Origin of the sequence: Streptomyces griseus, assembly GCF_900460065.1 — a bacterium.
GTDB lineage: Bacteria > Actinomycetota > Actinomycetes > Streptomycetales > Streptomycetaceae > Streptomyces > Streptomyces griseus.
In genome coordinates, this window is the sequence record NZ_UAVD01000027.1 from 37,450 (window position 1) to 54,362 (window position 16,913).

15 protein-coding genes are annotated in these 16,913 nt (G+C 73.3%); 7 read left to right on the top strand and 8 right to left on the bottom strand.

From position 1 onward, the window contains the following. Positions 1 to 7 precede the first annotated feature (7 nt). From DTB53_RS15905 to DTB53_RS15915, 3 genes are all read right to left on the bottom strand, one after another. Positions 8 to 1,648 (bottom strand): hypothetical protein, encoded by a 1,641-nt coding sequence (locus DTB53_RS15905; protein ID WP_012379624.1) that lies wholly within the window; start codon positions 1,646 to 1,648, stop codon positions 8 to 10. Next, on the bottom strand, positions 1,645 to 2,496 hold the full coding sequence (locus tag DTB53_RS15910) for an ABC transporter ATP-binding protein (RefSeq protein WP_012379623.1): 852 nt from the start codon (positions 2,494 to 2,496) through the stop codon (positions 1,645 to 1,647). The genes DTB53_RS15905 and DTB53_RS15910 overlap by 4 nt, the downstream gene beginning before the upstream one ends. An 83-nt stretch (positions 2,497 to 2,579) precedes the next feature. Beyond that, positions 2,580 to 3,266 (bottom strand): bifunctional DNA primase/polymerase, encoded by a 687-nt coding sequence (locus tag DTB53_RS15915; protein WP_030702209.1) that lies wholly within the window; start codon positions 3,264 to 3,266, stop codon positions 2,580 to 2,582. A 289-nt stretch (positions 3,267 to 3,555) separates the two neighbouring features. Between DTB53_RS15915 and DTB53_RS15920 the strand changes: the two genes are divergently transcribed. Together DTB53_RS15920 and DTB53_RS15925 are read left to right on the top strand one after the other, a co-directional pair. Next, positions 3,556 to 4,938: an NsdA family TPR-like regulatory protein gene (locus DTB53_RS15920; protein WP_003967167.1), complete on the top strand. Its 1,383-nt coding sequence runs from the start codon at positions 3,556 to 3,558 to the stop codon at positions 4,936 to 4,938. 187 nt (positions 4,939 to 5,125) lie between these two features. Beyond that, positions 5,126 to 6,703 carry a hypothetical protein gene (locus tag DTB53_RS15925; RefSeq protein ID WP_012379621.1) on the top strand — a complete coding sequence of 526 codons (1,578 nt, stop codon included), beginning with the start codon at positions 5,126 to 5,128 and terminating at the stop codon, positions 6,701 to 6,703. Positions 6,704 to 6,744: 41 nt separating this feature from the next. Here the strand turns inward: DTB53_RS15925 and DTB53_RS15930 are convergent, their stop codons facing one another. Continuing rightward, positions 6,745 to 8,016: an ABC transporter substrate-binding protein gene (locus DTB53_RS15930; protein ID WP_003967165.1), complete on the bottom strand. Its 1,272-nt coding sequence runs from the start codon at positions 8,014 to 8,016 to the stop codon at positions 6,745 to 6,747. 174 nt (positions 8,017 to 8,190) lie between these two features. Between DTB53_RS15930 and DTB53_RS15935 the strand changes: the two genes are divergently transcribed. Together DTB53_RS15935 and purU are read left to right on the top strand one after the other, a co-directional pair. Next, positions 8,191 to 8,637: an SCO4402 family protein gene (locus DTB53_RS15935; protein ID WP_003967164.1), complete on the top strand. Its 447-nt coding sequence runs from the start codon at positions 8,191 to 8,193 to the stop codon at positions 8,635 to 8,637. A 28-nt stretch (positions 8,638 to 8,665) separates the two neighbouring features. Continuing rightward, a complete protein-coding gene (purU, locus tag DTB53_RS15940; protein WP_012379620.1) occupies positions 8,666 to 9,562 on the top strand; it encodes a formyltetrahydrofolate deformylase in 897 nt (298 codons plus the stop codon). Between the two features lie 81 nt (positions 9,563 to 9,643). On the opposite strand, the gene DTB53_RS15945 is transcribed toward purU, so the two are convergent. From DTB53_RS15945 to DTB53_RS15955, 3 genes are all read right to left on the bottom strand, one after another. After that, on the bottom strand, positions 9,644 to 10,348 hold the full coding sequence (locus tag DTB53_RS15945; protein ID WP_003967162.1) for a GPR1/FUN34/YaaH family transporter: 705 nt from the start codon (positions 10,346 to 10,348) through the stop codon (positions 9,644 to 9,646). 68 nt (positions 10,349 to 10,416) lie between these two features. Beyond that, positions 10,417 to 11,973 (bottom strand): zf-HC2 domain-containing protein, encoded by a 1,557-nt coding sequence (locus DTB53_RS15950; RefSeq protein ID WP_042496448.1) that lies wholly within the window; start codon positions 11,971 to 11,973, stop codon positions 10,417 to 10,419. Beyond that, the gene (locus tag DTB53_RS15955; protein WP_003967160.1) at positions 11,970 to 12,563 is read right to left on the bottom strand and encodes an RNA polymerase sigma factor; all 594 of its coding nucleotides are present in this window, start codon (positions 12,561 to 12,563) and stop codon (positions 11,970 to 11,972) included. Before DTB53_RS15955 ends, DTB53_RS15950 begins: the two co-directional genes overlap by 4 nt. Positions 12,564 to 12,915: 352 nt before the next feature. On the opposite strand from DTB53_RS15955, the gene DTB53_RS15960 reads away from it, so the two are divergent. Then, on the top strand, positions 12,916 to 13,290 hold the full coding sequence (locus DTB53_RS15960) for an STAS domain-containing protein (RefSeq protein WP_003967159.1): 375 nt from the start codon (positions 12,916 to 12,918) through the stop codon (positions 13,288 to 13,290). Positions 13,291 to 13,374: 84 nt separating this feature from the next. Then, the gene (locus tag DTB53_RS15965; protein WP_003967158.1) at positions 13,375 to 13,896 is read left to right on the top strand and encodes an EF-hand domain-containing protein; all 522 of its coding nucleotides are present in this window, start codon (positions 13,375 to 13,377) and stop codon (positions 13,894 to 13,896) included. Positions 13,897 to 13,957: 61 nt separating this feature from the next. Here DTB53_RS15965 and DTB53_RS15970 read toward each other — a convergent pair whose 3' ends face one another. Next, complete coding sequence (locus tag DTB53_RS15970) at positions 13,958 to 15,529, bottom strand: class I adenylate-forming enzyme family protein (RefSeq protein WP_012379616.1); 1,572 nt, start codon at positions 15,527 to 15,529, stop codon at positions 13,958 to 13,960. 181 nt (positions 15,530 to 15,710) lie between these two features. On the opposite strand from DTB53_RS15970, the gene DTB53_RS15975 reads away from it, so the two are divergent. Beyond that, positions 15,711 to 16,904 carry an amidohydrolase family protein gene (locus tag DTB53_RS15975; protein ID WP_012379615.1) on the top strand — a complete coding sequence of 398 codons (1,194 nt, stop codon included), beginning with the start codon at positions 15,711 to 15,713 and terminating at the stop codon, positions 16,902 to 16,904. The last annotated feature ends 9 nt before the right edge of the window (positions 16,905 to 16,913 follow it).

Sequence of the window (16,913 nt, forward strand, 5' to 3'; positions counted from 1 at the left end):
CCGGCCCTCAGCCCTTGCTGACCGCCGCCAGGATCTCCGGCAGCCGGGCCGCCGTGCGCCGCGCGGCGATCCGCAGCCCCGCCCACCCGACGAGCGTCCCGTAGACGAGCCCTCCCGGCACCATCAGCCACAGCGCGTCGTGGCGGTCCGTGACGTGCATCCAGACGGTCGGCACGATCACCGGAGCCGCCAGCAGCCCGGCGGCCACCATGCCGCCGAGGATCGAGATCCAGGCCAGCCCGCCCTGCCCCGGCACCACGTTCTTGAACGCGCCCTCCTGCGGAATCGAGTACGGGAACAGCGCCGAGGCCACCGCGCCCGTCGCCAGCATCGAGCCCAGCAGCGCGAAGGAGAGGCCGAGCGCCCCCGGCAGCGACCGCCAGTCACCGATCAGCGCCGCCGTCACCGCGCACACCAGCAGCGTGAACGGCAGGGTGAGCAGCAGCAGGACGTACGCCCGCGCCCGCAGTTCGACGTACGCGTCCCGGGGCGAGGAGATCGTCAGCGCCACCATCCAGAAGGCCGAGGTGTCCTGGCCGAACTGGTTGTACATCTGCATGCCGAGCATCCCGGCGGCGAAGCACGCGAAATAGACCGAACCGGTGCCCTGGACCGCGTTGAGCAGCGGCACGATCGCCCCGACCGCCAGCGCCGTCACCCAGGCCGCCTTGGTCTTCGGGTCCCGGGCCACGTACCGCAGGCTGCGCTGCATCACCGTCGCCGTACGGCCCTCCGGCAGCAGCGCCGCGAGCCCGCCGCGGCCGGACGCCTTCTCGCGGGTCGGCTCCGCCGCCGCCAGCGTCGAGCCGTCCGGCGCGGTCATCAGCCTCACCAGGGTCCGCTGCCACAGCCACATCAGCGCCGCCAGGGCCGTCACCGTGACGAGGAGCTGGGCGACGGCGGTCCCGTACGCACCGTCCGAGGCCGCGTCCACCGACGCCACGGCGGAGGCGCCGGGCAGCCAGCGGACCACGTCGCCCGCCGGCTCCAGGGTCGACAGCCCGCCGGCCCGGCCGAGCCGCTGGGCGCCGAAGTTGACGAACTGGATGCCCACCGCGATCACCAGCCCGCTGAGCACCGCGAGGTCACGGCCCTTGCGGGAGTTCAGCAGCCGGACGTTGGCCGTGGCCACCGCCCGGGACAGGGCCACGCAGAGCAGCATCGTCAGCGGGACCGCGAGCCCCGCGAACACCACGCCCGCCGCCCCGTGCGCCAGCGCGATGGCCGAGCCGACCACCAGGCACAGGGTGAACAGCGGGCCGATGCCGATCATCGAGGACACCAGCAGGGCCCGGATCAGCGGCTCCGGCCGCAGCGGCAGCATGGCCAGCCGGGTCGGGTCGAGGGTGTCGTCGCCGCTCGGGAAGAACAGCGGCAGCACCGCCCAGCCGAGCGCCACGACACCGGTCAGGAGCACCACGACCGTGCCCGCGTCCGCGTTGCCGCGCAACAGCACCAGGCCGAGCACCTGGCCCGCGGCGAGCAGCAGGGTGAAGACCAGGGAGACGATGAACACGGCCCTGCGCCCGGAGGACTGCCGCAGTCCGTTGCGCAGCAGCGTGAGCTTGAGCCGGACGAAGATCGGGGTCAGGCCCGTCGTCGGCGCCGCTGGGGCGGCCGAGGCGACCGGGGCGTCCAGCACGCTCATCGGGAGCCGCCCAGCCAGTCGAGGGAGTCGCCGGCGTCCCGGCCGCCCGCGCCGACCAGTTCGAGGAAGGCGCTCTGCAGCGAGGGGGCGTCACCGCGCACCTCGGCCAGCGTGCCCCGCGCCTTGATCCGGCCCGCCGCCATCACGGCGACCCAGTCGCACAGCGACTCGACCAGCTCCATCACATGGCTGGAGAAGACCACGGTCGCCCCGGACCGGGTGTAGCGCTCCAGCACCCCGCGGATGGTCTGCGCCGAGACCGGGTCGACGCCTTCGAACGGTTCGTCCAGGAAGAGGACTTCGGGGTTGTGGAGCAGGGCGGCGGCGAGCCCGATCTTCTTCCGCATGCCGGTCGAGTAGTCGACGACCAGCTTGTGCTGCGAGCCCGCGAGATCCAGTACGTCCAGCAACTGGGTGGCCCGCTTGTCCACCTCGTCCCCCGGCAGCCCGCGCAACCGCCCGTTGTAGGCGAGCAGTTCACGGCCCGAGAGCCGCTCGAACAGCCGCAGTCCCTCCGGCAGCACCCCGATCCGGGACTTCACCTCGACCGGATCCGTCCACACGTCGTGGCCCGCGACCTCGATCCTCCCCATGTCCGGCCGCAGCAGCCCGGTGACCATCGAGAGCGTCGTCGTCTTGCCCGCCCCGTTGGGCCCCACCAGGCCGACGAACTTCCCCGCGGGCAGCTCCAGATCGATCCCCGCGACGGCGACCTGGTCCCCGAACCGCTTCCACAGCCCCTGGACGCGGACGGCGGTCCGCGTCTCCCCGGCGCCACCCGCCGACGCGCCCGCCGCCGCGTCTTCCGTCGCGTCCGTCTCCGTACGTGCATCTGCCCGGTCCGGCATGGCACAGCCTTTCGATATCCCCATAGATGGGGACCACCCTACGAAAGGCCTCGCCGGAGCCCCGGGAGACGTCGGCCGGGCGGCTACGGAACGCGCGTGCGGGCGTCGGCCGCCTCCCGTGCGCAGGCGTACGCCAGCGGGCTGATCAGCTCGTCCACCTCGGGCAGCCAGCGGTTGGCGTGAGTGGGCTTCCGGGCCCACTGCACGGCCCCCCGGGCGCCGACCCGGGTGGGCGGGGCGGCGATGTAGTGGCCCTCGCCGCGGCCGGTCAGGTCGATCGCCCCGGCGTCCCAGCCGAGCCGGCGCACCAGCTCGGAGGACTTGGCGGCGGCGCCCGGCAGCACGAAGAACAGCATCCGGCGGTCGGGGGTGCGGGTGACCGGGCCCAGCGTCAGGGCCATCCGCTCCATCCGGGCCAGCGCCAGGAACCCCGCGGACTCCGGGACCTCCAAGGCGTCGAAGGTCCGTCCGGTCGGCAGCAGCACCGAGGCGCGGGGCCGCCTGCTCCACATGCGCCGGGCGGCGGCCCCGCTGCCGGTCGCCCCGCCCGCCCAGTCGGGCCGGTCCGCGTGGGCCCCCGGCAGGGCGCAGCCGGCGTCGCCGCACGAACACCGCTCGTCGCCGCCCACCGCCTCCAGCCAGGTGCCGGGGAACACGTCCCAGTGACGCTCTTCCGCGTACCGCACCGCGGCGTCGAGCGACTGCTCGCCCCGCTGCTGAGGGACCTGTGCGGCTTCCGTGACTCCGATGGGATCTTCCACGCCCAGCACAACTACCGCCGTCACCTGGGGTTACGGCCTCACCGGACCGGGGACCGGCGCATCGATCCCGCACGCGGGGCGCATCGGTGCACGAGCGGGGGCGCGCGTGCGGTGTCGCACCGAAGGGCGGGTAACCACCTCCAGGACCGCCGCCCAGGGCCGCTTCCGGACCTCCGCGACGGTGCAACGCGCCACGCCCGTACCGAATGCCGATGGAATATGCGCATTTCTTGAGTATGTGACGGGCAGTGATCCCTTCCACCGATCACTGCACATAACCGATATTTCAGGGGGACATATGGCTGCAAGGCCTCTCGTAGCCCGCCAGCCCAACGAGCGGCTCCAGGCGCTCATCCAGGAAGCCGCCTGTTCCAACGCGGGCCTCGCGCGCCGCGTCAACATGGTCGGGGCCGAGCGGGGTCTCGACCTGCGCTACGACAAGACCTCCGTCGCCCGTTGGCTGCGCGGACAGCAGCCCCGGGGCCGGGCCCCGGGCATCATCGCCGAGGCGCTCGGCCGCAAGCTCGGCCGTACGGTCACGATCGACGAGATCGGCATGGCCAACGGCAAGAACCTGGCCTCGGGCGTCGGCCTCCAGTACGCGCCGACCGTCGCCGGGGCCGTCGAGCAGGTCTGCGAGCTGTGGCGCAGCGACGTGGGCCGCCGCGATCTGCTCACCGGCTCGGCGGTCGCCGCGTCCGCACTGGTCGAGCCCAGCCGGGACTGGCTGATCTCGGGCCCGGACGCGCAGGTCGAGCGGACGGCGGGGGCCCGGGTCGGGATGTCCGACGTGGAGGCGGTGCGGGCGATGACCGCCGCGCTGACCGACCTCGACCACCGCTTCGGCAGCGGCCATGTGCGGCCGGTGCTCGTGCACTACCTCAACAGCGTGGTCTCCGGCCTGCTTTCGGGGGCGTACCGCGAACAGGTGGGGCGACAGTTGTTCGGCGCGGTGGCCCGGCTCGCCGAGCTCGGCGGCTACATGGCGGTCGACACCGGCCAGCCCGGGCTCGCCCAGCGCTACTACATCCAGGCGCTGCGGCTCGCGCAGGCGGCGGGCGACCGGGCGTACGGCGGCTATGTGCTCGCCGCCTCGATGAGCCATCTCGCCGCCCAGCTCGGCAACCCCCGCGAGATCGCCCAACTGGCCCGCGCCGCCCAGGAGGGGGCCCGCGGACAGGTCACCCCCCGTGCCCAGGCGATGTTCTACGCGGCGGAGGCCCGGGGGCACGCGCTGCTCGGGGACGCCAGGACCTGCCACGCGGTGTCGGGGCGTGCGGTCGCCGCGCTGGAGCAGGCGGGACCGGAGTCGGGCGACGACCCGGTCTGGATCGCGCACTTCGACGCGGGCTACCTCGCGGACGAACTGGCCCACTGCCACCGGGACCTGGGGCAGCCGGAACAGGCGGCCCGGCGGGCGAAGGAGGCGCTGGCCGCGCTGCCGGAGACCCGGGCCAGGCGCCGCGGCATCGCCCTGGTGCTGCTGGCCTCGGCCCAGGTGCAGCAGCGCGAGGTGGAGCGGGCGTGCCACACGGGGACCCGGGCGATGGAGCTGCTGTCGACGGTGCGCTCCAGCCGGGGCGCCGAGTATCTCGACGACCTCCAGCAGCGGCTCACGCCCTACGGGGAGGAGCCCGCGGTGCGGGAGTTCGGCGAGCGGCTGGAGCTCCAGGCGGCTTGAGGACACCTGGTCGCCGATGCGGTCCGGGCCGTGTGCGTGGCGGTCCGGCCGTTAACAGCGTCGCGGGGCCGCGGGGTGTTACCGGGCCTGTGAAGGGGGCGTGAGGGGCACCACGCGCTTGGCGGAGGCGGGCGACCACCCGATAGCGTGAGCCGACGGTTCCGTAGGTTCACACGTAGGAGTCCTGGTGACGCAGAGCGGACAGGGCGGCGAGCACGGGCTCCCCGCCGCACGACCCGCGCACGAGGGTGTCGTGCTGCCTGCCGACGGCGGAGCACCCTGGACCCCGGGGGCGACCGGGGCCGGGCAGGGCGGGCAGCAGGGCGAGCAGGCGGCGCCCGCGGGCGGTCAGCCGTGGGGCGGGCAGTGGGGGCCGCCGGGACCGCAGCAGCAGCCGGACGGCGGCTACGGCTACCCGCCCGCGCAGCCTCTGCCGCCCGCGCAGCCCCTGCCGCCCGCACAGCAGTCGCCGGGCCCGGAGGCGTACCAGCAGCCCGGGGCGTATCAGCAGCCCCAGCAGCCGGGTGCCTATCAGCAGCCCCAGCAGGCCGGTCCCTACCAGCCGCAGCAGGCCGACCTCTACCCGCCGCAGCAGTACCACCAGCAGCACCAGCAGCCCCAGCCCCAGCCGTACGCGCAGCCGCTGCCGCCGGAGGCGGGGCAGGGTGTTCAGGGCGGGCCGGGCGTTCCCGGCGGTGACGCGGACGCCACGCAGTACATCGCGCCCGTCCCGGGCGGTCCCGGCCCCGTGGGGCCCGCGGCCCCGCAGGGCGGCGGGGACGCCGACGCGACCCAGTACATACCCCCGGTGCCCGGAGGGGCCCCGTACGGGATCAGGCCGGGCGCGCCGGGGGACCGGCAGCCGCCCGCGGAGTTCGACAACCTGTTCCGTTCCGAGGAACCCGCGGGCGCCACCCAGCAGATGCCGCAGTTCGACGCGGGCCCGCAGTCCCCCTCCCCGTACCAGCAGCAGGGCTACCAGCCCCAGCAGTCCCACACGTCTCAGCGGCAGCCCCAGGGCGGCCCGTTGCCGCCGCAGGCGCCCGGGGGCTACCAGTCCGGCCTCCAGGGCTTCCAGGGCCGCGCGGAGCAGGACGGGGCGGCCCCGCCGCCGAGCGGCGACGCCCCGCGCCGGCGGTCCGCGCACATTCCGCTGATCGCCGCGGTCGTCGTGGGCTGTGCCGTCATCGGACTCGGCGCGGGCGCGCTGCTGAGCGGCGGCGACGACTCCGGCAAGGACGACAAGCAGCCGGTCGCCTCGCAGAGTTCGCCGGCCACGGAGCCCACCACCGAGGCGGCGCCCGACCCGGCGAAGCCGCAGGCCGAGGCGCTGGACAAGCTGCTGGCCGACAGCAACAGCAGCCGGGCCGCGGTCATCAGCGCGGTCGAGAAGATCAAGTCCTGCAAGGACCTGGACCAGGCCGACGCCGACCTCAAGGGCGCCGCCCAGCAGCGCCGCTCGCTGGTGACCAGGCTCGACGGACTGACCGTGGACAAGCTCCCGCGGAACGCGGAGCTGACCGCCTCGCTCAACCGGGCGTGGAAGGCCTCGGCGGCGGCCGACGACCACTACGCGGCCTGGGCGCGGCAGGCCAAGAAGAACAAGTCCGTCTGCAAGGGCGGCCAGGCCCGGTCCACGAACGAGACGGCCAGGGCCAACCAGCAGAGCGGAGTGGCCACCCAGGCCAAGCGCGAGGCGTCCAAGCTGTGGAACACGATCGCGGCGAAGTACGGACTGACCGAGCACACGTACGTCGAGCTCTGAGCCCCGGGCCCCGACGGGCGTCCTGGAGGCCCACGCGGGCCTCAGTTGCGCGGGGCGTCCGTCAGGGCGTCCGCGACGTCCACGAAGCCCTTCCTCTGGGCGGTGAGACGGCCCTCGCGGACCACCTGGAACGTCACCTTCGTGTTGACGATGCGCGGGTAGCTCAACGTGCCGACGAGGTCCTCGAAGCGCCAGCGGAGCGTCGGGGTCAGCCCACCGGTGTCGACCTCGACGCCCCCGTTGAGCGCGGCCACGACCCGGCCCGGCGTGACCTTCCCGTCGTCGATCGTCCGGACGGCGGCCCGCAGCGCCGTGTACGCGATCCAGGTCGTCTGCACGGCGGTGTCGTCCGGGTCGATGCGGTTGTCCCCGAAGGCGTACTCACCGATCACCTCCCGCATCTCCTTCCAGCGCGCGTTCCTCGCGTCCGGGTACCAGCCGGTGACGTACGCGCCCTCGAAGGGGCTGTTCGGGCCGCCCGTGCGGTCGATGAGCGGCTGGCTGACGCTGCCCAGCACGGAGGAGATCCTGACCTGCTCGCCGTCCGGCTCCAGCCGGCGGAAGGAGTCGAAGAAGGTCTCCGTACGGGCGCCGAGGACCGCCGTCACACAGCCGCCGTCGGACCGCTCCAGCGCCCGCGCGGCCTGTTCGTCGTAGGACGTGGCGTCCAGCGGGGCCAGGATGTCGGTGGAGGCGGGCCGGTCGGCGGCCATCAGCCCGTTGTTCAGGAGCGGCGGCATGCCGTCGCCGCCGATCGAGTCGGGCCGCACCAGCGAGACCCGCTCGCAACTGCGGCCCAACTGCTGTCCGTGCCCGGCCAGCAGCGCGGGCTGGCCGCCGTTGACGGGGTACGAGAGGTAGCTGCTGAACTCCTCCGTGGAGGCGCCGTAGCCGCCGATGTACGGGACGCCGCCCGCCTCCAGCGCCGGCATGAAGCTCTGGCCGTGGCGGCTGTACGAGCCGACGACGGCGGCCACCTTCTTCTCGACGGCCTCCCGCGCGCACCGCTCGGCGCCGAGCGGGGTGTCGGCCTCGTCGCAGACGAGCACCTTCAGTTCGCGCCCGTCGATGCCGCCGGTGTCGTTGACCCAGCGGGCGTACGTCTGCGCCATCGCGGGCACCCCGGCCATCTTCACCGCGTTGATGTCCTCCGACCGGTCGGGCGCCCACGTCATCACGGTGACGGGCTCCCTGGACCCCCCCGAGGCCCCAGGGAGCACACCGCAGCCGGACAGCAGCACCGCGCCCGCCGCCGCCGCGCCGATGACGCCGGGGAAGGGGCGGGGAAAGGTGGGGCGTCGCCGTCCGGTCATGAATCAGGACTCTTCCGGGCGACGGGTAACGGCGCGGTGTGCCGTTCTCAACGCACGGTGACCTCCAGGTGAATTGCGGGGGCCCGTGCGGGGGCGCGGTGAAGGAACGTACGATCGACGACCGTGCAGCAAGGTTCGGAGAACTCTTCCCGTCGCGGCCGTCGCTCCTCCACCATGGGCGGCATGCCGCTCACTGACATGCCGTGGTGGCGCTGGCGCACCAACGTGCGCTCGGCGCTGCACATGCTCTCCGACCCCGTCTTCCACCACGAGTGCTGGCTCACCGGCCGGGAGGGGTACGGGGACGTCACCGACGCCGTGTACCGCCTGGTCGAGGACACCTGGCTCGACAACTGGTCGGCCGAGAAGTACGTCGGCACCATATTCAGGGACTCCGCCGAGGCCGCGGCCGTGGACGCCGCAGCCCTGCGCGTGCTGCGGATCATGCACCAGGTCGGCGCGGACGCCCCCGTCTCCGCCTATCTGGAGCACCACGGCTGGCCCGAGGCCGTCCACGCGGCCCGCGAGGCCCATGTGATGCTCGCCACCAACGACGCGGAGGATCCGGACATTCCGCCGCGCTCGCTGGACGTCATCCGCATCATGACCAGAACGGCCTGACCCCGGGCGGGTGTGGCACCCTACGGGGATGACCGCGCCGCAGCCCGCCCCCTCCGCCGTCTCGGACGCCGCCGCGACCGAGCAGTACGTCCTCACGCTCTCCTGCCCCGACAAACAGGGCATCGTGCACGCCGTGTCGAGCTACCTCTTCATGACCGGCTGCAACATCGAGGACAGTCAGCAGTTCGGGGACCACGACACGGGTCTGTTCTTCATGCGCGTCCACTTCTCGGCCGACGCCACCGTGACGGTGGACAAGCTCCGCGCCAGCTTCGCCGCGATCGGGGAGGCCTTCCGGATGGAGTGGCAGATCCACCGGTCCGCGGAGCGCATGCGGATCGTCCTGATGGTCAGCAAGTTCGGCCACTGCCTCAACGACCTGCTGTTCCGCTCCCGCACCGGGGCGCTGCCGGTCGAGATCGCGGCCGTCGTCTCCAACCACACGGACTTCGCCGAGCTCACCGCCTCGTACGGCATCCCCTTCCGGCACCTTCCGGTGACCAAGGACAACAAGCCGGAGGCGGAGGCGGCGCTGCTGGAGCTGGTCCGCGAGGAGAACGTCGAGCTGGTCGTCCTCGCCCGCTACATGCAGGTCCTTTCCGACGACCTGTGCAAGCAGCTGAGCGGCCGGATCATCAACATCCACCACTCGTTCCTGCCGAGCTTCAAGGGCGCCAAGCCCTACCACCAGGCGCACGCGCGCGGGGTGAAGCTGATCGGCGCGACCGCGCACTACGTCACCGCCGACCTCGACGAGGGCCCGATCATCGAGCAGGAGGTCGAGCGCGTCGGCCACGACGTGACGCCGGACCAACTGGTCGCCATCGGCCGCGACGTGGAGTGCCGGGCGCTGGCGCGTGCGGTGAAGTGGCACGCGGAGCGGCGCATCCTGCTCAACGGCCGCCGTACGGTGATCTTCGCCTAGGTCCGGTCGTCAAACTGCCGTCGTCGCCCGAAGGGCGGCCCTGCGGGCCGGTGGCACCGCGCCGGACGGCCGCCGCCGGGCTCACAGCTGGTGGCGGACTCCCGCCTCCTGCTGGGCCTCGGTGAGCTGTTCGCGCAGGTCGCCCTCGATGGATTCGCGCGCCTTGCCGCGGCGGAAGAGCGGCAGCACGGTGCGCTGCCTGGTGTCCTCCACGAGCAGGGCCAGCCCGCCGTAGAGCGCGAAGACCCCGATGCCGAGGCCGGTCCAGCCCGCCGCGACCTGGAGCGCGTTGCCGAGCCCCGCCTCGTACAGGCCCGTCAGGGCGAAACGCGTCGCCGTGAGCGCGAGCAGCACGGCGAACAAGGGCTTGGACTGCGCGGAGGCCCCGGCGAGGGCGAGCACGAAGGGGACGAGCGCCAGCAGGAAGACGGCCTGGGCCGCCACCGGCTCACCCGCCGGGGAGTCCAGGGACGTCACGCTCGTCCCGGCCCAGGCGGCGCCGAGGAGCAGCAGCGCCGTTCCGGCGCCGGCGTCGCGGGCCAGGAAGGCGAAGATCCCGCCCACGAGCTGGAGCGGGACGACGAAGATGAGGACCAGGAGCAGCAGGACCTCGCTCTGCGCGGTCGGCACCCAGCCGAGCTGGAGGGAGGACAGGACCGTGCTGCCCATGCCCAGGGCGAAGAAGCCCAGCGGCAGCGGACTGGCGATCGGCCGCAGCACGATGCGCGTCACCGCGTCGGTCGTCAGCGGTTCGGAAGGGCCCGTGGGGCCGGAGTCGGAGGACACCGCGCAAGCCTACGAAGCCGCGGCGCGTCGGTGGACCCGGGCCTCCGGACGGCGGCGGGGGAGGCCCGTCACAGCCGGCTCAGCGAAGCCGTCGCGAACAGCACGTCCCGGATGGCCTCGCGGTCGCCCTCCTGGCCCGCCGCCGCTTCCACCGGCGAGATGTGGCCCGCGGCGAGCCGGCAGAACTCGACCCCGTCCAGGGCCACCTGCGCCACCGCGCGTTCGGGCGAGCCGAGGGCGGCCGGGGAGTCCAGCGCGATGAACCAGTCTCCCCCGCCGTGGCCCTCGATCTCCAGATGGACCGAGCGGCCCGGGGCGCCGGCCGTGACGAGCTCCTTCGCGGGTCCGGCCAGACCGGCGCGGCGGCGTCCCGCCACGGCGGCCGGAAGCAGCCGGGCCGCCAGGTCGATCATCCGGTGCAGATGGGCCGCGGCCGGGGCCTGGTACGGGTAGTCGACGGCGTCGGCGATGTCCCCGCCGTGCACCCAGCACTCGAAGGCGCGGTCCAGCAGCGCGTCCTGGAGCGGCAGGGCGAAGGCCCCGTAGGAGACGGAGGCCTCGGCGACGTTCCGCCCGGCGAAGGACGCCGTGCGGATCAGCTCGTGGCTCTGGGCCCGCCAGGGTTCGCGGACGGTCCGGGTGGGCGGCCGCTGTGCCGCCGACCAGTACCTCTCGGTGCGCTCGATGGGGTCCTGCGGCGTCTCACCGCGGCCGAGCGGGTCGTCGAGGCCGAGCGCGGCGGACAGCAGCCCGTCGACCGCCGTCAGATGGCCGATCACCCCGGCGACCGTGGTCCTGCGGCTGACCTCGCGCTCCTCCTCGAACCACCGCAGGCGCACCGGCGCGTGCCACTCGGAGTCCCCGATGTCCCGGAGCAGCGCGTCGAGCCGGGCGGTCTCCGCGTCGTACGGGGCGGCGTGCTCCGGCACCGGGATCCGGGCCGGGCGGCGGCCCAGGCAGCCGTCCATCACCCGGGACCGGAGCGTCGGGTCGAGATCCAGGGAGCCGTCGGTGTGCAGCAGCCCCACCGCGTCCCGCAGCCGCAACGCCTCGTCGGCGCACGGGGCGCACTCGGTGAGGTGGTCCTCGACGGCGGCGGTCTCCTCGGCCGAGCAGGCGGACAGCGCCCAGGCGCCGAGGAGCGCCTGGAGGACCCGGTGGGAGAGGCCGGTGCCCGGGGCGGAGGTCATGAGCGGCTCCGGGGTGGCCTGGTCCGGGGTGGCGGGGTGCGGGGCGAACGGGTGCGGCGCGAGCTGTTCCGGTCCGGCCTGCGCCGGTCCGGCCTGCGCCGGTCCGGCCTGCGCCGGTCCGGCGTCCTCGGGGTCGGCCTGTTCCGGTCCGGCGTCCTCGGGTCCGGGATCTCTCGGTCCGGCGTCCTCCGGTCCGGAGTCCTCGGGGCCGGACGGTTCGGGACCGGCCCGCTCCGGGGCGGCCGGCCCGGGCGGTTCCGCTGCGGACTGCTCGGGCACGGCCTCGTCGGGGGCCGCCGGTCCGGGCGGCGGGAGCAGAGGCCGCGGCACCGACTCCAGGTCGAGGTCGTCCACCGCCCCGCGCGGACCCGGTATCCGGCGGGCGCCGCGCACCTCCTCCTCGCCTCCCTCGCTCGCGCGTCCGTCGCCGCTCACCGGGCCCGTCCGTAACCGGGTGGCGAGGCCCCTTCGAGCGGGCGGGCGTTGGCCGTGGAGAGCAGCTGGAGCCCCAGCCGGAGCCGACGGCGCGCCTCGTCCTCGGTCACCCCGAGGTCGGCGGCGGTCTGCCGGTAGTCCCGGCGGTGGACGTACGCCAGCTCCAGGGCCTGCCGCAGCGGTGCGGGCATCGAGGAGACGATGTAGTCGGCGCGGGCGGCGGCCGTGGCGCTGCGCACCCGCCGCTCCAGCTCCTCCGGGTCGGGCGCCGCGTCCTCGCCGTGCTCCGCCGCGTACGAGGAGGCCACCGCGCGGCGCAGCCGCTGGACGGACTGGCGGTGGGTGAGGCGGGCCACCCAGGAACGCATCGAGCCCTGCTTCGGGTCGTACGCCTCGGGGTTCTCCCAGACCTGGGCGAAGACCTCGCGGGTCACCAGGTCGGCGGCGTCCTCGTCGTCGAGCATCCGGTGCGCCTGGCTGTGGACGAGGGCGGCGAACCGGTCGTAGAGCTCGCCGAGCGCCGCCGCCTCACCGCAGGCCAGTCTCTGCTGCATCCTGCGGTCCCAGCGGGGTGCTGTCTCCTTCGCCATGACGCCCCCAGCCCCCGGCCCTGTGCCCCGAATCCGTGATCCACCCTGTGCCCGTGAGGACCGAATGTAGTCCGCCGGGCGGGCGGCGCACGCCCCTTTGCGGCAACTCTCCTCTCGCGGCGCGTGGCCGACGAGGGTAGTCGATTTTCGGCCCGAATGCCTCGCCGTCCGCCCGCTGCCCACCCGATGTCCCCTCTGAGCAGCGGAAACGGCTCGAAGTGCTCCTTTCCACCGGAAATCTCCCGGGCGCCGGTCGGCGCGTCGGTGTTTCATGGAGGTGCGGTTGGGCAGCCGCGAGGAGGAACGGAAACTTCCGGATTGCCGGGAGCCCCGGAACGAGAGGTCCAGTCGCGTGACGCTCAAGGTGAACGAGGCGGAGCAGGGCTCCTGGACCGTGCTGCGCATGAGCGGCGAACTCGATCTGGTGACGTCACCCGTCGTGCGCCAGTCCGTCCACGAGGCGGTGGCGGAGGGGCAGCACGATGTGGTGCTCGACCTGTCCGAGGTGTTCTTCTGCGACTCCAGCGGCGTCGGCGTGCTGATCGCCTCGCGCCGGCTGATGAAGTCCTGCGGCGGCCGGCTGCGGCTGGTCCTCCCGGCCCGGGGCGCGGAGGACGGTTCGCACGTCAACAAGGTGCTCGGGGCGCTCGGGGTGCGCAGGCTGTTCGACGTCTACCCGGACGCCCGGTCCGCCACCGACGGGGAGTGCAGGCCGCTGAGCGCCTGAAGCGGCTGCCTCCGATGCGAGGTTGTCACACGGGAAGCGCCGCTCGGTGACACGTGAGCGCCCCCGGCGTCGTACGCTCCCCGCATGGACAGCGCAGAGTACGAGCGAAAGATCGCGCACCGCTTCGCCGCCTTCGACCAGGACGGCAACGGCTATATCGATCGTGCCGATTTCAACGCCGCAGCGGCCCGTCTGCTCACCGAGTTCGGTACGACGGCCCGTTGCGACAAGGGCCAGGCGCTCTACACCGGTGCCGAGGCCTTCTGGCAGGGCATGGCGGGGATCGCCGACGTGGACGGGGACCAGCGGGTCAACCGGGAGGAGTTCGTCGGCGGGGCGGTGAAGCGGCTCCGGGACAATCCCGGGCGGTTCGCCGAGATCGCCCGGCCGTTCCTGCGGGCGGCCATCGCGGTCGCGGACAGCGGGAACGACGGCAGGGCGGCCGTCGCGGACGTGGAGCGTGCGCTCCGGGTCCTCGGGGCCGGCGCCGAGATCGCGAGCGTCGCCGCCCAGAGCCTGGACACGGACCGGGACGGGCTGGTGGCGGAGAGCGATGTGGTGGCGGCGTTCGCCGTGTACTTCACGGTGATCGAGCCGGACGCGTAGGGGTTCCGGGCCGGTCACGGGGGTGGCCGCGCAGCCGACCCCGCCCCCGTGAACGCCCGCCTCACCCGCCGAACCGCTCCCGCAGCCGGTACTTGAGCACCTTGCGCAGTGTCTCGTTGCGGGGCAGCGCGTCGAGGACCTCCAGCTGCTCGGGCACCTTGTGGACGGACAGGCCCGCCTCCCGCAGGTGGGCGGAGAGCGCCGCGAGCGTCAGGGGCGGCGCGCCCGGCGGCTGTTCGACCACCGCGCAGACGCGTTCGCCGCGCTCCGGGTCGGGCAGTCCGATCACCGCCGCGTCGGCGACGGCGGGGTGGGTGTGGAGCAGGTCCTCGATCTCCTTGGCGGAGATGTTCTCGCCCTTGCGGATGATGATGTCCTTCAGCCGGCCGGTGAGCGTGAGGTGCCCGCTCTCCCGGAGCCGTCCCAGGTCCCCGGTGATCAGGAACCCCTCGGCGTCGAAGGCGGCGGCGGAGGCCCCGGCGTCCAGATAGCCCCGGCAGACCGCCTCCCCGCGCAGCCGCACCTCGCCCTCGGCGCCGTACGGGAGGGGCGCGCCGTGTTCGTCGGTGATCCGGATCTCCATGCCCTCCGGGGGGCGTCCCTCGGTCAGGGCCAGGTGCTCCGGTGTGTCGTCCGGGGCGCCCATGGTGATCATCGGGACCTCGGTCATGCCGTAGCCGTGGGTGAGCTGGACGCCCATCTCCCGCACCACCGCGTGGTAGACCTCCGGCGGCTTCGGCGCCCCGCCGCCCGCGAGGAGCCGGAGGGTCGGGACGAGCGGCCGGTCCGGGGCCTTGCGCTGCTCGGCCAGGAACATCGCGTAGAACGCCGTCGAGCCGCCCGCCACGGTCACCCCGTGGAGCCGGTACTCCGCCAGCGCGTCCGGCAGCGCGAACTGCTCGAACAGCACCGCCGGGAACCCGTACAGCAGGAGCATCACCGTGTAGTCGGGCCCGGCGACATGGGCGTACGGGAAGGCCATCGAGCCCACGTCCTCGGCGGTGAGCCTCAGGGCGTGGGCGAGGCAGGAGCCGCCCGCGATCAGGGAGCGGTCGGTGTGCAGGACGCCCTTGGGGTCGGAGGTGGTGCCCGAGGTCCAGTAGATCCAGCGGACCTCCTCGCCCGACGCGGCGGCGGGCGGGGGCGGCAGCACGGCCGGGTCGCCGTCGGGGAGGGCGTCGTACGCCTCGAAGACGTGCGGCGGGTCGGGGAGCCCGGCGGCGATCCGCTCGGCCATCGCGGTGTGGTCGAAGCCGCGCCAGGCGCCCGGCACCGCGAAGAACGCGGCCCCCGACTCGCGCAGCGCGAACCGCACCTCGCGGTCCCGGTAGAACGGGATGACCGGCGTCTGCACGGCCCCCAGCCGGGTCAGGGCGAAGGAGAGCAGCGCCGTCTCCAGCCGGGTCGGCAACTGCCAGGCCACCACGCTGCCGGCCCGCACCCCCATCCCGTACAGCCCGGCGGCCACCCGCTCGGCGCGGTCCCGCAGCTCGCCGAAGGTCAGGCGCCGGTCCTCCTGGAGCAGGACCGGGCGGTCGGGGGTGAGGGCGGCGCGGCGTTCGATCAGCTCCCAGAAGGTGCGGGAGGCGCCCAGGGCGTGGGCGGTCGCGGTCACGTCGTTCACGGCGGTCACAGCGTCCCCTCCGAACTGACGGCACGTCAGATATTGCCGAGAGCGTAGGGCTCCGCGCCTTGTCGGTCCAGGGGTGCGGGGCTAGCCTGAATCCCGCACTCAAATCTGACGGGTCATCAGAAAGCCATCGGAGACTGCCCGCAACCGGGACCGCGCCGGATGCGCCGGAGGGGACGACACCATGACGGAACTGCCTCGGATCGTCAGCGTCGACGACCATGTGATCGAGCCCGCACACCTCTTCTCCACCTGGCTGCCCGCGAAGTACCGCGAGCGCGGACCCCAGCCGCTCACCGCGGGCATCGGGGAGCTGGCGTACACGGGCGGGAAGTACGTCATCACGATGGACCCGGACGGGCCGCCCACCGACTGGTGGATCTACGAGGATCTGAGGTTCCCGTACAAGCGGAACATCGCCGCCGTCGGCTTCGACCGCGACGACATGACGCTGGAGGGCATCACCCGGGCCGAGATGCGGCCCGGCTGCTGGGATCCGGCCGAGCGCCTCAAGGACATGGACCTCAACCACGTCGAGGCCTCCCTCTGCTTCCCGACCTTCCCGCGCTTCTGCGGGCAGACCTTCGCCGAGGCGCACGACAAGGAGGTCGCCCTGGCCTGTGTGCGCGCCTACAACGACTGGATGGTCGAGGAGTGGTGCGGCGACAGCGGCGGCCGGCTGATCCCGCTCTGCATCATCCCGCTCTGGGACATCGGCCTCGCGGTCGCGGAGGTCAAGCGGAACGCGGCGAGGGGCGTCCGCGCGGTCACCTTCTCCGAGATCCCCACCTACCTCGGGCTCCCCTCCATCCACACCGGCTACTGGGACCCGTTCTTCGCCGTCTGCCAGGAGACCGGCACCGTCGTCAACATGCACATCGGCTCGAGCTCCCAGATGCCCGCCGCCTCCCCGGACGCCCCGCCCGCCGTGCAGGCCTCGCTCTCCTTCAACAACGCGATGGCCTCGATGATGGACTTCCTCTTCAGCGGGGTCCTGGTGAAGTTCCCGACGCTCAAACTCGCCTACAGCGAGGGTCAGATGGGCTGGATCCCGTACGCCCTGGAGCGCGCCGACGACGTGTGGGAGGAGCACCGGGCCTGGGGCGGGGTGCGCGACCTGATCCCCGAACCGCCCTCCACGTACTACTACCGGCAGATGTTCTGCTGCTTCTTCCGCGACAAGCACGGCATCTCCGCCCTCGACGTCGTCGGCCGCGACAACGCCACCTTCGAGACCGACTACCCGCACGTGGACTCGACCTTCCCGCACACCAAGGAGGTCGCCCTCGACCACGTCAAGGGACTGGACGCGGAGACCGTCCACAAACTGATGCGCGGAAACGCGATCCGGATGCTCGGCCTGGACCTGGACAAGTAGGCGGGGGCG

Coding starts and splice junctions, on each gene's coding strand:
- DTB53_RS15905 (WP_012379624.1), bottom strand. CDS start 1,648: ATGAGCGTGCTGGACGCCCCGGTCGCCTCGGCCGCCCCAGCGGCGCCG.
- DTB53_RS15910 (WP_012379623.1), bottom strand. CDS start 2,496: ATGCCGGACCGGGCAGATGCACGTACGGAGACGGACGCGACGGAAGAC.
- DTB53_RS15920 (WP_003967167.1), top strand. CDS start 3,556: ATGGCTGCAAGGCCTCTCGTAGCCCGCCAGCCCAACGAGCGGCTCCAG.
- DTB53_RS15930 (WP_003967165.1), bottom strand. CDS start 8,016: ATGACCGGACGGCGACGCCCCACCTTTCCCCGCCCCTTCCCCGGCGTC.
- DTB53_RS15935 (WP_003967164.1), top strand. CDS start 8,191: ATGGGCGGCATGCCGCTCACTGACATGCCGTGGTGGCGCTGGCGCACC.
- purU (WP_012379620.1), top strand. CDS start 8,666: ATGACCGCGCCGCAGCCCGCCCCCTCCGCCGTCTCGGACGCCGCCGCG.
- DTB53_RS15955 (WP_003967160.1), bottom strand. CDS start 12,563: ATGGCGAAGGAGACAGCACCCCGCTGGGACCGCAGGATGCAGCAGAGA.
- DTB53_RS15965 (WP_003967158.1), top strand. CDS start 13,375: ATGGACAGCGCAGAGTACGAGCGAAAGATCGCGCACCGCTTCGCCGCC.
- DTB53_RS15975 (WP_012379615.1), top strand. CDS start 15,711: ATGACGGAACTGCCTCGGATCGTCAGCGTCGACGACCATGTGATCGAG.